This is a genomic window from Kosakonia sp. HypNH10 (genome assembly GCF_029850615.1).
In the GTDB taxonomy this organism is placed as follows: domain Bacteria; phylum Pseudomonadota; class Gammaproteobacteria; order Enterobacterales; family Enterobacteriaceae; genus Kosakonia; species Kosakonia cowanii.
Window position 1 is genome coordinate 373,054 of sequence record NZ_JAOTIU010000003.1, and the last position, 12,576, is coordinate 385,629.

The window sequence follows — 12,576 nt, forward strand, 5'->3', positions numbered from 1 at the left end:
TGCGGAGGCTTTTTTTATGGCAGTTCGGGCAACGGCCGAGGTTTGCCCTCATTGTCCACCGCGACATAGATAAACAGCGCTTCGGTGGCTTTATAGCGCTGACCAATCGGTTCAGACATCACTTTTTTTACCCACACTTCGACGTTAATCGTGATCGAGGTATTGCCGCGTTTGACGCAGCGGGCGTAGCAGCAGACCACATCACCCACGGCGACCGGGCGCAGGAAGGTCATGCCGTCTACCCGCACGGTCACCACGCGCCCGTGGGCGATCTCTTTCGCCTGAATGGCACCGCCCATATCCATTTGCGACATTAACCAGCCGCCAAAAATATCGCCGTTAGCGTTAGTATCGGCGGGCATTGCGAGTGTGCGTAGTACAAGTTCGCCCTGAGGCGCAGTTGAAGGCGTTGTCATTATTATCTCTTCTGTGATGAGGGATTTCTGGCGGGATGCTACTACGAATGCGGGAGGTTCGGAAAGAAAAAAGCCAGGCATTGCGCCTGGCTTTCAGCATCAGGATTTCTCATCCTGCGCCGGCATGTGCCGGTAGATATAGACGCCGCTCAGCACGGTGAACAGCAGGGTGAGAATAGTCAGGCCAAAGACCTTGAAATTGACCCACACGTCGAACGGCAGCCAGAAAGCGATATAGATATTCGCCAGCCCGCAGACGATAAAGAAGAGCGCCCAGGCGATATTAAGCTTCGACCAGACGGCGTCCGGCAGCGTCAGCTCTTTGCCGAGCATGCGCTGGATCAGCGTCTTCTTCATCACCCACTGGCTGAAGAGCAGCGCCGTGGCAAACAGACCGTAGATCACCGTCACTTTCCACTTAATAAATTCCACATCATGGAATTTAATCGTCAGCCCGCCAAATACCGCCACCAGCACGAAGGTAATCAGCGCAACTTTTTCTACCTTGCGATAGCGGATCCAGCAGTAGATCAGCACGATGGCCGAGGCGACAATCAGCACCTTGGTAGCGGTGAAAATGTCGTACATCTTGTAGACCACAAAAAAGAGCGCCAGCGGAAGAAAATCAAGAAACTGCTTCATTCTACGATTCCATCAAAAGGGTCACCCGGACGGGGGACCGGGATAATTATTTGCGCATCAGCATATAGAGGCGGAAAAGATAAATCAGCAGTGCGGCTGAGAGCAGATTGCTCAGGGTGTTGGCAATCACCGCGCCCACTTCCGGTGTGAACACCGCAAGGTGGTGGGCATAGAGCAGCAGCACGGTTTTTGCCAGCAACCAGCCGATCACCGCCGGTGCCACCAGACGCATATTTGCCCAGCCAAGACGCACACTGCTGCGCATGGCGGCGAAAATGCCTATTTTCTCCTGCACCAGCATAATCGGCGCTAAGGCGAGCAGAATCGCCAGAATCACGCCGGGTACAATGATAAACATAATGCCGAACTGCACAATGAAGGTGGTAAGCATGATGAGCAGGAATAACTTCAGCAGCATCGGTGCGCTGGCACCAATCGCCCGTAACGCGCTGACCGGCTGACCGGCAGAAACCATCTGAATCAGCAGTAACATACCACCGGCCAGAATCGCATTGCCGATCAGCCCCGAAAAGGTTGCCGCTCCAGACGCGCGTAGCAGCACCATCTGCTGTTCCTGGGTCATATTCTGCACCAGATCGAACAGACCTACGCTGCCCGCCAGGTTATCTCCCTCTGTCAGAATGGAGAGTTCCTCTTCACTGGGTGAAAAGGCATGCCCAATAACAGCGGTGATAAAAGCACACAACAGCGCGATCAGTAAAATCGTAATGAACTGATTACGAAAAAAATTCCCCGTGTCACGGTAAACGGATTTCGCCGTGATAGACATGCACTCTCCTTGAGTATGGCGATATTAATTGACGGGCGATTGTACCCCGAATAGGCCCTCAGTGGCAGCATCACGGCTTGTATGGAAAAGCATATCTTTGTAAAGGGGCGCTAAACCGTAGCGCGCCCGCGCCCGATCGCAGGCTTCATTCACTTTGCCCGCTTCGCCTGACATCTGAAATTCACGGCACGGCGAGGGGCGCTGCGCATAAATGCTGCAACTGGCGTTTTCGCCCGGCGTACCGACCAGCGCCACACAGCGGCTCTGTTTTTGATTGGTTCCGCTCATACAGCGCAAAAATGGGGTGAGAGGCTCAGTTAACTGAACCGGAACCGGGCCGCCAGCATCATCAGCTTCAGCCCAGTAGAAAGAGACACGAAAATACGCACAACAGGCTCCGCACGACATGCACGGGTTGAGATCACTCATAGCGCACCTGCACTTAACGACGCATCAACAGGAAAAGTCAGGCAGATAAATTATCGCTGCCGAATCGGGCGCACAAGAGGGGGTGAGAGGAATATTTTTTATGCCTTCATAAGGCAAAAATTGATGCAACAACAAAAGTTAAGGAGTGTAACGAAACGCAAAAATTAACCCAGATCAATGAATGTTAAATTACAGGGGTAAGTGTGATCAGGATTGGATCACATCCTACCTAATACCAGGTATAGTGCGCGGCGATAAAACCTCAAACATGGAGTGGATATGAAGAAGTTAGCCGTGGCAGCACTGATCCTCAGCACCCTTTCCGGGGTAGCATACGCGCACGACGCAGGCGAGTTTTTCATCCGGGCCGGTTCGGCCACCGTCCGTCCAACGGAAGGTTCAGATAACGTTTTAGGCGCGCTGGGCAGTTTCAACGTTGATAACAATACGCAGCTTGGCCTGACCATGACATGGATGGCGACCGACAACGTCGGTATTGAACTGCTGGCCGCAACGCCGTTCCGCCACCACGTTGGCACCGCGCCGACCGGCGATCTGGCTACCGTAAGTCATCTGCCCCCTTCGCTGATGGCGCAGTGGTACTTTTTTGACTCCCAGAGCAAAGTGCGCCCATACCTGGGTGCCGGTATCAACTACACCACCTTTTTCGATGAGAAATTTAACTCCACCGGCAAAGAGGCAGGGCTCTCTGATTTGAGTCTGAAAGATTCGTGGGGCGTAGCGGGACAGGCTGGCGTGGATTATCTGATTAACCGCGACTGGCTGATCAACATGTCGGTGTGGTGGATGGATATCGATACCGATGTGCGCTTCAAGCACAACGGCGTACAGCAGAACGTCCATACCCGTCTCGATCCGTGGGTGTTTATGTTCTCTGCTGGTTACCGCTTCTGATGGTAATGACGGAAACAGGCCTTTGCAGATCTGTTTCCGTTTTTTACGTCCCTTAACTCGCCAGCGTGGCGGCTTTCAGGCGCTGCACAAACCCTTTCAGTTCGGCCAGCATGGCGGTCGGGTTATCCAGATTGCTCTCGATAATCTTCACAATCGCCGATCCGGAAATCGCCCCCGCGGCACCGGCTTCAATCGCTGAAGCCACCTGATCCGGCGCCGAGATGCCAAAGCCCTGCAGCGCAGGCGCGGCATGATACTCCGTCAGTTTCTCCACCAGATGATGCAGCGGCAGCGCCGCGCGGTTCTCCGCACCGGTCACACCTGCACGCGACAGCAGGTAGGTGTAACCGCGGCCGTATGAGGCAATCTGGCGCAGCAGATCGTCATCAGCATTTGGCGGGCAGATAAAGATAGGCGCGATATTGTGGCGCATCGCCGCCTGGCGGAACGGGGCGGACTCCTCAATCGGTACGTCGGCGACCAGCACCGAATCGACGCCGACGCTGGCACACTGGGCGTAAAACTCATCGACGCCACGGCTAAACACCAGGTTGGCATACATCAGCAGGCCAATTGGGATGGTCGGATGCTTCTGGCGGATCGCCGCCAGCATTTCAAAACAGTGACCGACGGTAACGCCCGCAGCGAAGGCGCGCAGCGTGGCGCTCTGAATGGTCGGGCCATCCGCCAGCGGATCGGAGAAGGGAATGCCCAGCTCCAGCGCATCCGCGCCGCCTTCGATCAGCGCGTCGATAATTTGCAGCGACAGGCCCGGTTCCGGATCGCCGAGGGTGACAAACGGGACAAAGGCACCTTCCCGGCGCGCGTTGAGCTGGTTGAAGAGGTTGTCATAGCGTTCCATCAGATTTCGCCTCGCGCTTTCAGAATGTCATGGACGGTGAAGATATCTTTGTCGCCGCGCCCGGAGAGGTTAACCACCAGCAACTGCTCCTTCTCAGGGTTTTCGCGCATCATCTTCAGCGCGTGGGCCAGCGCATGGGAGGACTCCAGCGCCGGGATAATCCCTTCGTGGCGGCAGAGCGTTTTAAATGCTTCCAGCGCTTCATCATCGGTAATCGAGACATACTCAGCGCGACCGGTGCTGTTGAGATGGGCGTGTTGCGGCCCTACTGACGGGAAATCCAGCCCGGCGGAGATGGAGTAGGACTCCTCAATCTGCCCATCTTCGGTCTGCATCATCGGCGATTTCATGCCGAAGTAGATGCCGACGCGGCCATGTTTCAGCGGCGCGCCGTGTTCGCCAGACTCGATGCCGTGACCCGCCGGTTCCACGCCAATCAGGCCGACGGCGCTCTCTTCGATAAAGTCGGCAAACATCCCGATGGCGTTAGATCCGCCGCCAACGCAGGCGATCACCGCATCCGGCAGACGTCCCTCTCTTTCGAGGATCTGCGCTTTAGTCTCTTCGCCGATCATGCGCTGGAACTCGCGCACAATGGTCGGGAAGGGGTGCGGGCCGGCTGCGGTGCCGAGCATATAGTGCGCGGTTTCGTAGCTGCCGGACCAGTCGCGCAGCGCTTCGTTACAGGCATCTTTCAGGGTGGCTGAGCCGCTGTGCACCGGGATCACTTCCGCGCCCATCAGTCGCATACGGAAGACGTTCGGCGACTGGCGCTCCACATCTTTTGCGCCCATATAGATGCGGCACTTTAGGCCGAGCAGGGCGCTGGCAAGCGCAGACGCCACGCCATGCTGACCCGCGCCGGTTTCGGCGATGATTTCGGTTTTGCCCATCCGTTTCGCGAGCAGCGCCTGACCCAGCACCTGGTTAGTTTTGTGCGCGCCGCCGTGGAGCAGATCTTCACGCTTAAGGTAGAGCGTGGTACGGGTACCGGCGGTCAGGTTCTGACATTTGGTCAGCGCCGTCGGGCGACCGGCATAGTTTTTCAGCAGGTCGTTAAACTGCTGCTGGAACGCCGCATCGCTCTGCGCGCTGACAAACGCCTCTTCCAGCTGGCGCAGCGCGGGCATCAGAATTTGCGGAACGTACATACCGCCAAATTCACCAAAGTAGGGGTTCAGTAGTGTCGTCATCTTGCTTCCTTAATATGCACGCAGCGTACGGAACACCGAGGCCAGTTTGCTGGCGTCTTTAATACCCGGCTCCGACTCTACGCCAGAATTGAAATCTAATCCGGCACAGCCAGCTTTCGCCGCCTGTACGCAGTTATCCGCGCCCAGTCCGCCAGCCAGCAGCACATTGTCGAGCGTTTCGCCGGTCAGCAGGGACCAGTCAAAACTTTTGCCCGTGCCGCCCTGGCCGTTATCCAGCACATATTTATCGACGTGCTCAAGGTTGCGCGGCGGCAGAGTGGTACCGACGCTCAGGGCTTTCCAGATTTGCGTCTGCTCGCCAAGCTGCGCGCGCAGGGCGGAGATGTAGGCCTGATCTTCATCGCCGTGCAGCTGAACGGCACTCAGCTTAAGTTTAGCTGCGGTCGCCACAACCTCGTCGGCTGGAGCATTACGGAACACGCCAACATAACTCAGGGGCGCGCCCTGCATCACTTTTTCTGCCTGCTCAACGTTTACCGCGCGCGGCGAGGCGGCCACAAAAATCAGCCCGCCGTAAATGGCTCCGGCGTCATACGCCGCCTGCGCATCTTCGGCGCGGGTCAGGCCGCACACTTTGTTTTCACCCAGCAGAACGCGTTTTACCGCCGCATCCAGATCGTCGTGAGACATCAGCGCAGAGCCAATCAGGAAACCGTTGGCAAAGTGGCTCAGTTCACGCACCTGCGCATAAGTGTTGATGCCAGACTCGCTAATTACCGTGACGCCAGCGCCAAGACGAGGGGCCAGTTCACGGGTGCGATTAAGATCGATGGAGAGGTCGCGCAGATCGCGGTTATTAATGCCGACAACTTTAGCGCCCAGCGCCACCGCGCGCTCCAGCTCCTCTTCATTACTCACTTCTGTCAGCACGCCCATACCAAGGCTGTGCGCCACGGCGGCCAATTGGCGGTACTGCTCATCATCCAGCACCGAGAGCATTAACAGGCAGGCATCGGCGTGGTAGTAGCGCGCCAGGTAAATCTGATACGCATCGATAATAAAGTCTTTGCACAGCACCGGCTGCGGCGCGATGTCGCTGACGATACGCAGGAAGTCGAAGCTCCCCTGGAAATATTTCTCATCGGTCAGCACCGAAATCGCCGAGGCGTGATGCTGATAGATATCCGCAATGCGCGCCGGGTCAAAATCTGCGCGGATCACCCCTTTCGAGGGTGACGCTTTTTTGCACTCGAGGATAAACACGGTATGTGTTCCACGCAGTGCATCATAGAAGTGGCGTGTGCTCGGCTGCACCTCGTTCTGAAAAGAGGCCAGCGGTTGTTGCTCCTTGCGCGCCGCAACCCATACAGCTTTGTCGGCGACGATTTTCGCTAAAACGGTCTGCATTGTTTACCCTCTTGCCGCAAGTGCGGTGACTTTGTCGTAAGCGGCCCCGCTGTGCAGGACGTCCAGTACCTGTTGCGCGTTAGCCTTCAGATCTTCTTTGCCGTGCAGCCGCATCAACATGGCGACGTTGGCGGCGACGGCAGCCTCGTGAGCAGGCTCGCCTTTACCTTGTAATAAGCGGGTCAGAATGTCACGGTTTTCTTCCGGCGTGCCGCCCGCCAGCGCCTCCTGATGATAGGCGGTCAGGCCGAAGTCAGCCGCCGTTAACTGATAGCTCCTGATTTCCCCGTCGTGCAGTTCGGCAACCACGGTTGGCGCATGCAGCGACACCTCATCCATTCCGCCGCTGTGCACTACCGCCGCACGCTGATAACCGAGCACGCGCAGGGTTTCGGCAATTGGCAGCACTAGCTCCGCGCTGTAGACGCCAATCAGCGCTAGCGGTGGGTGCGCCGGGTTAATCAGCGGCCCGAGCACGTTAAACAGTGTGCGGGTTTTTAGCTGCTGGCGAACCGGCATCGCGTGGCGAAAACCGGTGTGGTACTTCGGTGCGAAAAGAAAGCAGACGCCGAGCTCATCGAGCGCCGTGCGGGATTTGTCCGCATTCATATCCAGATTGATGCCAAACGCCGCCAGCAGATCCGACGAACCAGAACGGCTTGAGACGCTGCGGTTGCCGTGCTTGGCCACCTTCAGGCCGCAGGCGGCGGCGACAAAAGCGCTGGCGGTGGAGATATTGATACTGTTGCTGCCATCCCCGCCGGTGCCAACGATATCGGCAAAGGCGTACTCCGGGCGCGGGAAGGGTGCCGCATTTTCCAGCAGGGCAGTCGCCGCACCGGCAATCTCCTGCGGCTGTTCGCCGCGGATCTTCATACTGACCAGAGCCGCCGCCAGTTGCTCCGGCTTCAGCTCACCGCGCACCACCGCAGAGAAGAGCTGGTGGCTCTCCTGCTGGCTCAGCGTCTCGGCCTGATAGAGTTTTTCAAGGATCGGTTGCAGCGTGTTTGCCTGTTCAAGCTTCTGTAATGCCCAGGCCAGCGTCTGCTCCAGCAGGCGCGCGCCCTGGGTGGTGAGAATCGATTCCGGGTGGAACTGGAAGCCGCAAACGCGATCGGCGTCATGACGCACCGCCATCACCATGCCATCGAAATGGGCATTGATGGTGAGCCCGGCCGGAATATTACTGCCAACCAGCGAGTGGTAGCGGGCAACCGGCAGCGGGTTGCTGAGGCCCGCAAACATCGCCTGGCCGTCATGTTCAATGCTGGAAGCTTTACCATGCAGGATCTCACCGGCCTGGCCGACATAACCGCCATAGGCTTCGACAATCGCCTGGTGACCAAGGCAGATGCCGATGATCGGCAGTTTGCCGCGCATACGCGTCAGCAGTTCCGGCATGCAACCCGCTTCAGAAGGCGCGCCCGGGCCAGGTGAGAGCATCAGCACCGGGTTTTGCATGGTTGCCAGGCGGTCAATTAAGGTTTGAGCCGGAACATGGTTGCGGTAAATCACCACGTTGTGTCCGCTTGCGCGCAGCTGATCCGCCAGGTTGTAAGTAAAGGAGTCGATATTATCGAGCAGCAGAATGTCAGCCATCAGAAAATCTCCTGTGCGTGGTGGGCGGTGGCAATAGCGCGCAGAACCGCGCGGGCTTTGTTACGGGTTTCATCGGCTTCAGACTGCGGAACGGAATCCAGCACCACGCCTGCACCGGCCTGAACGGTAGCGATACCATCCTCCACCCACGCGGAGCGGATGACGATGCAGGTATCGAGATCGCCATGGGCGGTGAAGTAACCCACCGCGCCGCCGTAGCTGCCGCGACGCGTGCCTTCGGCTTCGGCAATCAGCTGCATAGCGCGTACTTTTGGCGCGCCGCTGAGGGTGCCCATATTCATACAGGCGCGATAGGCGTGCAGCACATCGAGATCGTGACGCAGCTCGCCCACCACGCGGGAGACCAGGTGCATCACATAGGAGTAACGGTCGACTTTCGTCAGATCCGCCACATAACGGCTGCCCGGCGTACAGATACGTGCCAGGTCGTTACGTGCCAGGTCGACCAGCATCAAGTGTTCAGAGAGTTCTTTGTGGTCGGTACGCATCTCAAGCTCAATACGGCTGTCGAGATCGCGATCCAGCGAACCATCGGCGCGACGCCCGCGCGGGCGCGTTCCGGCAATCGGGTAGATCTCGATCTGGCGGTTGCTGGCGTCATACTTCAGCGAGCTCTCCGGCGACGCGCCGAATAGCGTGAAATCCGCATCCTGCATAAAGAACATGTAGGGGCTGGGGTTGCTCTTTTTCAGCACTTCATACGCGGCCAGCGGCGACGGGCAGGGCAAGGTGAAGCGGCGCGACGGCACGACCTGGAAAATTTCACCGGCGCGAATCGCTTTTTGCATTTTGCGCACCACATCACCATACGCCTCATCGCTCTGGTTACAGTCGCACTGCATATGTTCAACGGTTTCTACCGGCAGCGGCGTAACGGGCGCATCCAGCTGCTGGCGCAGCGTCTCGACGCGTTGCAGCAGGCGATCTTTTTCATTCGCAGACGGGGTAAAGAGGCTCGCCTGAATGCGCGTCTCTTTTTTCTGGTGGTCGATCACCAGTAAGGTTTCCGCGAGATAGAAGCAGTAGTCCGGGCAGTTGCGGTCGTGCTTCAACTCCGGCAGATCTTCAAAACCCGCTACCAGGTCATAGGCAAACAGGCCACCGAAAAACATCGCTTCACGCTCATCGGCCGGCAGTTCAACCAGCCCCTGTAGCAGACGAAACGCATCAAACACCGAGAGCGAGCAGAGGCGGGCATCTTCATCAAGTAGCTGGCTGACCGCCGGGAAGCGCAGCTCGCGGCCATTTTCCAGCACGTGGTTTTCAACGCCTGAAGGCAGTACGGTATCAAGCAGTGTCAGCAGGGCGGCACCATTAGCGGTCAGTGCGGTAAGCGTGACGGTGTCACCTAAAGCGGTAATGCGCAGTGCGCTGTCGACCAGCAGCAGGCTTTTGAGATCGTCTTTGCTGTCGATGTCGGCGGATTCAAGCAGCAGAGTTGCAGGACGGGCGTCACACAACTGGTGGAACAGCGCCGTCGGGTTGCTGTGGTAACGCGCCTGGGTGGTCAGAAGGTCGAGTGCTGGTTTTTGCATCTGCATCGCTCTCATTAATTTGTTCAAAAAAAAGCCCGCTGAAAAAAGCGGGCCTGGTATCGGTATGCTGAATGCGCACGTGATCACAAAGCCCTTAACAGGGAGTGCGCCACCAGCGATTGTTAAAGAGATGTGCATTCATTTTTGCGATACCGTTGTCGAGTGAACTTGCGTACTAGTTAACTGGTTCATGAAAAGAAAGTCAACCATGAATTCAGAAAATGTGTGCTACCCGTTATGATAGGTCACAAATTGCAGTTTGATGAATTAGCGGAGCCGCTTTGAGCGACACGAATTACGCCATTATTTACGATCTTCACAGCCACACGCTCGCCTCCGATGGCCTGCTTTCCCCCGAGGCGCTGGTGCACCGCGCGGTCGAGATGCGCATCGGCACGCTGGCGATCACCGATCACGACACTACCGACGCCATTCCTGCTGCCCGTGCTGAAATTGCCCGCGCCGGGCTGGATCTCAATTTAATCAGCGGGGTGGAGATCTCAACGCTTTGGGAAAACCACGAGATCCACATTGTTGGGCTGAATATTGATATCGACCACCCGGCAATGCGTGATTTTCTTGAGCAGCAATCCCAGCGCCGCACCGAGCGCGCAAAGCTTATCGCCGAGCGGCTGGAGAAAGCCCATATTCCCGGCGCGCTGGAAGGGGCGATGCGTCTGGCGCAGGGCGCGAATGTGACGCGCGGCCATTTCGCCCGCTTCCTGGTTGAGCAGGGTAAAGCGGGCAATATGGCCGATGTTTTCAAAAAGTATCTCGCCCGTGGCAAAACGGGTTACGTTCCGCCGCAGTGGTGTACAATAGAACAAGCCATTGATGTGATTCATCATTCTGGCGGGACGGCGGTAATGGCCCATCCGGGGCGTTATAATCTTTCTGCCAAATGGCTTAAGAGACTGCTGGCGCATTTTGCTCAATGCGGCGGTGAGGCGATGGAAGTCGCCCAATGCCAGCAGGCTCCCAATGAGCGAACCCAGCTGGCGGAGTATGCCCGTCAGTTCGGTCTGTTAGGGTCACAGGGGTCTGATTTCCATCAGCCCTGTCCCTGGATTGAACTGGGACGCAAACTTTGGCTTCCGGCGGGCGTCGACGGCGTCTGGTCGGCGTGGGAGCAGCCGCAGAACAACACAGAGAGGGTTGTATGAGTCAGTTTTTTTATATTCATCCAGATAATCCGCAGCCGCGTTTAATCAACCAGGCCGTCGATATCGTGCGCAAAGGCGGCGTTATCGTCTATCCCACCGACTCCGGCTACGCGCTGGGCTGCAAACTTGAAGATAAAGGGGCGATGGAGCGTATTTGCCGCATCCGTCACCTGCCGGACGGCCACAACTTTACGCTGATGTGCCGCGATCTCTCGGAACTCTCCACCTACGCGTTCGTCGATAACGTGGCGTTTCGCCTGATCAAAAACAACACGCCGGGCAACTACACCTTCATCCTGAAAGGGACCAAAGAGGTGCCGCGCCGCCTGTTGCAGGAGAAACGTAAAACTATCGGCCTGCGCGTGCCGTCGAACCCGATTGCGCTGGCGCTGCTGGAGACGCTCAATGAGCCGATGCTCTCGACGTCGCTGATGCTGCCGGGCAGCGAGTTTACCGAGTCGGATCCCGATGAAATTAAAGATCGGCTGGAGAAGCTGGTGGATCTGGTGATTCACGGCGGCTATCTCGGCCAGCAGCCGACGACGGTGGTCGATCTGACCGACGCTGCGCCGGTGGTGATCCGTGAAGGCGTCGGTGACGTTAGGCCTTTCTTATAGCGGCGCAAGTCGCTATACTACGCGGCCATTTCAGACGCGGCTTAAGCCGGGCTGATGACCCTATTCGACGCCTGTGAAGGCGACATAAAGGATGCTCTATGAGCGAGAAACTACAGAAAGTGCTGGCGCGGGCCGGCCACGGCTCCCGCCGTGAAATCGAAACTATTATCCAGGCAGGCCGCGTCAGCGTTGATGGCAAAATCGCCACGCTGGGCGACCGCGTCGAGGTCACTCCGGGGCTGAAAATCCGTATCGATGGTCATCTCATTTCGGTGAAAGAGTCCGTCGAACAGATCTGCCGCGTACTGGCTTATTACAAACCGGAAGGCGAGCTCTGCACCCGTAACGATCCGGAAGGGCGCCCGACGGTGTTTGACCGTCTGCCGAAACTGCGCGGTGCGCGCTGGATTGCCGTCGGTCGTCTGGACGTCAACACCTGCGGTCTGCTGCTTTTCACCACCGACGGTGAGCTGGCGAACCGCCTGATGCACCCGAGCCGCGAAGTCGAGCGCGAATACGCCGTGCGCGTGTTTGGCGAAGTGGATGACGCGAAGCTGCGCGATTTGTCGCGCGGTGTGCAGCTGGAGGATGGTCCGGCAGCGTTTAAGACCATCAAATTCAGCGGTGGGGAAGGCATTAACCAGTGGTACAACGTTACGCTGACCGAAGGGCGCAACCGCGAAGTGCGTCGCCTGTGGGAAGCGGTCGGTGTGCAGGTGAGCCGTCTTATCCGCGTACGCTACGGCGATATTCCGTTGCCGAAAGGGCTGCCGCGCGGCGGTTGGACCGAGCTGGATCTGGCGCAGACTAACTACCTGCGTGAGCTGGTCGGTCTGGATGCTGAGACGCAATCAAAAGTCGCGGTGGAGAAAGATCGCCGTCGCATGAAAGCGAACCAGATCCGTCGCGCCGTTAAGCGCCACGCTCAGCCGACCGGCGGTAAGCCTGCTGGCGGCAATCGCCGCCCGGGTGGCGGACGCACTAAAAACGATTAATGAAAAAGGGGGCGCAAGCCCCTTTTTTTAT

General features: G+C 57.6%; 13 protein-coding genes and 1 other annotated feature. Of the genes, 4 read left to right on the forward strand and 9 right to left on the reverse strand.

What is annotated here, in order from left to right:
* Window positions 1–14: 14 nt before the first annotated feature.
* The 4 genes from yciA to N7V53_RS11200 all read right to left on the reverse strand — a co-directional run bounded on the left by yciA (window position 15) and on the right by N7V53_RS11200 (window position 2,277).
* Entirely contained in the window at window positions 15–416 is a 402-nt protein-coding gene (yciA, locus tag N7V53_RS11185) for an acyl-CoA thioester hydrolase YciA (protein ID WP_023478754.1), read from the reverse strand.
* Window positions 417–515: 99 nt separating this feature from the next.
* Window positions 516–1,058, reverse strand: coding sequence for a septation protein A (locus N7V53_RS11190; protein WP_023478762.1), 543 nt, complete (start codon window positions 1,056–1,058; stop codon window positions 516–518).
* A 46-nt stretch (window positions 1,059–1,104) separates the two neighbouring features.
* The gene (locus N7V53_RS11195; protein ID WP_279793405.1) at window positions 1,105–1,848 is read right to left on the reverse strand and encodes a YciC family protein; all 744 of its coding nucleotides are present in this window, start codon (window positions 1,846–1,848) and stop codon (window positions 1,105–1,107) included.
* Between the two features lie 24 nt (window positions 1,849–1,872).
* Window positions 1,873–2,277, reverse strand: coding sequence for a YkgJ family cysteine cluster protein (locus N7V53_RS11200; RefSeq protein ID WP_279793406.1), 405 nt, complete (start codon window positions 2,275–2,277; stop codon window positions 1,873–1,875).
* A gap of 279 nt (window positions 2,278–2,556) precedes the next feature.
* Between N7V53_RS11200 and ompW the strand changes: the two genes are divergently transcribed.
* A complete protein-coding gene (gene ompW / locus N7V53_RS11205; RefSeq protein WP_124968197.1) occupies window positions 2,557–3,192 on the forward strand; it encodes an outer membrane protein OmpW in 636 nt (211 codons plus the stop codon).
* 52 nt (window positions 3,193–3,244) lie between these two features.
* Here the strand turns inward: ompW and trpA are convergent, their stop codons facing one another.
* The 5 genes from trpA to N7V53_RS11230 are packed head-to-tail and all read right to left on the reverse strand — an operon-like array spanning window position 3,245 to window position 9,776.
* Window positions 3,245–4,054, reverse strand: coding sequence for a tryptophan synthase subunit alpha (gene trpA, locus N7V53_RS11210; protein ID WP_023478789.1), 810 nt, complete (start codon window positions 4,052–4,054; stop codon window positions 3,245–3,247).
* Window positions 4,054–5,247, reverse strand: coding sequence for a tryptophan synthase subunit beta (gene trpB, locus N7V53_RS11215; RefSeq protein ID WP_023478707.1), 1,194 nt, complete (start codon window positions 5,245–5,247; stop codon window positions 4,054–4,056). Before trpB ends, trpA begins: the two co-directional genes overlap by 1 nt.
* Before the next feature lie 9 nt (window positions 5,248–5,256).
* Complete coding sequence (gene trpCF, locus N7V53_RS11220) at window positions 5,257–6,615, reverse strand: bifunctional indole-3-glycerol-phosphate synthase TrpC/phosphoribosylanthranilate isomerase TrpF (protein ID WP_279793407.1); 1,359 nt, start codon at window positions 6,613–6,615, stop codon at window positions 5,257–5,259.
* A gap of 3 nt (window positions 6,616–6,618) precedes the next feature.
* Window positions 6,619–8,214: a bifunctional anthranilate synthase glutamate amidotransferase component TrpG/anthranilate phosphoribosyltransferase TrpD gene (trpD, locus tag N7V53_RS11225; protein ID WP_124968200.1), complete on the reverse strand. Its 1,596-nt coding sequence runs from the start codon at window positions 8,212–8,214 to the stop codon at window positions 6,619–6,621.
* Window positions 8,214–9,776 carry an anthranilate synthase component 1 gene (locus tag N7V53_RS11230; protein ID WP_279793408.1) on the reverse strand — a complete coding sequence of 521 codons (1,563 nt, stop codon included), beginning with the start codon at window positions 9,774–9,776 and terminating at the stop codon, window positions 8,214–8,216. Before N7V53_RS11230 ends, trpD begins: the two co-directional genes overlap by 1 nt.
* Before the next feature lie 19 nt (window positions 9,777–9,795).
* Window positions 9,796–9,891: a sequence feature (Trp leader region), on the reverse strand.
* Between the two features lie 160 nt (window positions 9,892–10,051).
* On the opposite strand from N7V53_RS11230, the gene rnm reads away from it, so the two are divergent.
* The 3 genes from rnm to rluB all read left to right on the forward strand — a co-directional run bounded on the left by rnm (window position 10,052) and on the right by rluB (window position 12,545).
* The gene (rnm, locus tag N7V53_RS11235) at window positions 10,052–10,933 is read left to right on the forward strand and encodes an RNase AM (protein ID WP_094419784.1); all 882 of its coding nucleotides are present in this window, start codon (window positions 10,052–10,054) and stop codon (window positions 10,931–10,933) included.
* Complete coding sequence (locus tag N7V53_RS11240; protein ID WP_023478797.1) at window positions 10,930–11,550, forward strand: L-threonylcarbamoyladenylate synthase; 621 nt, start codon at window positions 10,930–10,932, stop codon at window positions 11,548–11,550. Before rnm ends, N7V53_RS11240 begins: the two co-directional genes overlap by 4 nt.
* A 98-nt stretch (window positions 11,551–11,648) precedes the next feature.
* Complete coding sequence (rluB, locus tag N7V53_RS11245) at window positions 11,649–12,545, forward strand: 23S rRNA pseudouridine(2605) synthase RluB (protein ID WP_054803447.1); 897 nt, start codon at window positions 11,649–11,651, stop codon at window positions 12,543–12,545.
* Window positions 12,546–12,576: the final 31 nt, after the last annotated feature.

Coding starts and splice junctions, on each gene's coding strand:
- N7V53_RS11240 (WP_023478797.1), top strand. CDS start 10,930: ATGAGTCAGTTTTTTTATATTCATCCAGATAATCCGCAGCCGCGTTTA.
- ompW (WP_124968197.1), top strand. CDS start 2,557: ATGAAGAAGTTAGCCGTGGCAGCACTGATCCTCAGCACCCTTTCCGGG.
- yciA (WP_023478754.1), bottom strand. CDS start 416: ATGACAACGCCTTCAACTGCGCCTCAGGGCGAACTTGTACTACGCACA.
- rluB (WP_054803447.1), top strand. CDS start 11,649: ATGAGCGAGAAACTACAGAAAGTGCTGGCGCGGGCCGGCCACGGCTCC.
- trpA (WP_023478789.1), bottom strand. CDS start 4,054: ATGGAACGCTATGACAACCTCTTCAACCAGCTCAACGCGCGCCGGGAA.
- N7V53_RS11200 (WP_279793406.1), bottom strand. CDS start 2,277: ATGAGTGATCTCAACCCGTGCATGTCGTGCGGAGCCTGTTGTGCGTAT.
- N7V53_RS11195 (WP_279793405.1), bottom strand. CDS start 1,848: ATGTCTATCACGGCGAAATCCGTTTACCGTGACACGGGGAATTTTTTT.
- trpB (WP_023478707.1), bottom strand. CDS start 5,247: ATGACGACACTACTGAACCCCTACTTTGGTGAATTTGGCGGTATGTAC.
- N7V53_RS11230 (WP_279793408.1), bottom strand. CDS start 9,776: ATGCAGATGCAAAAACCAGCACTCGACCTTCTGACCACCCAGGCGCGT.
- trpCF (WP_279793407.1), bottom strand. CDS start 6,615: ATGCAGACCGTTTTAGCGAAAATCGTCGCCGACAAAGCTGTATGGGTT.
- N7V53_RS11190 (WP_023478762.1), bottom strand. CDS start 1,058: ATGAAGCAGTTTCTTGATTTTCTTCCGCTGGCGCTCTTTTTTGTGGTC.
- trpD (WP_124968200.1), bottom strand. CDS start 8,214: ATGGCTGACATTCTGCTGCTCGATAATATCGACTCCTTTACTTACAAC.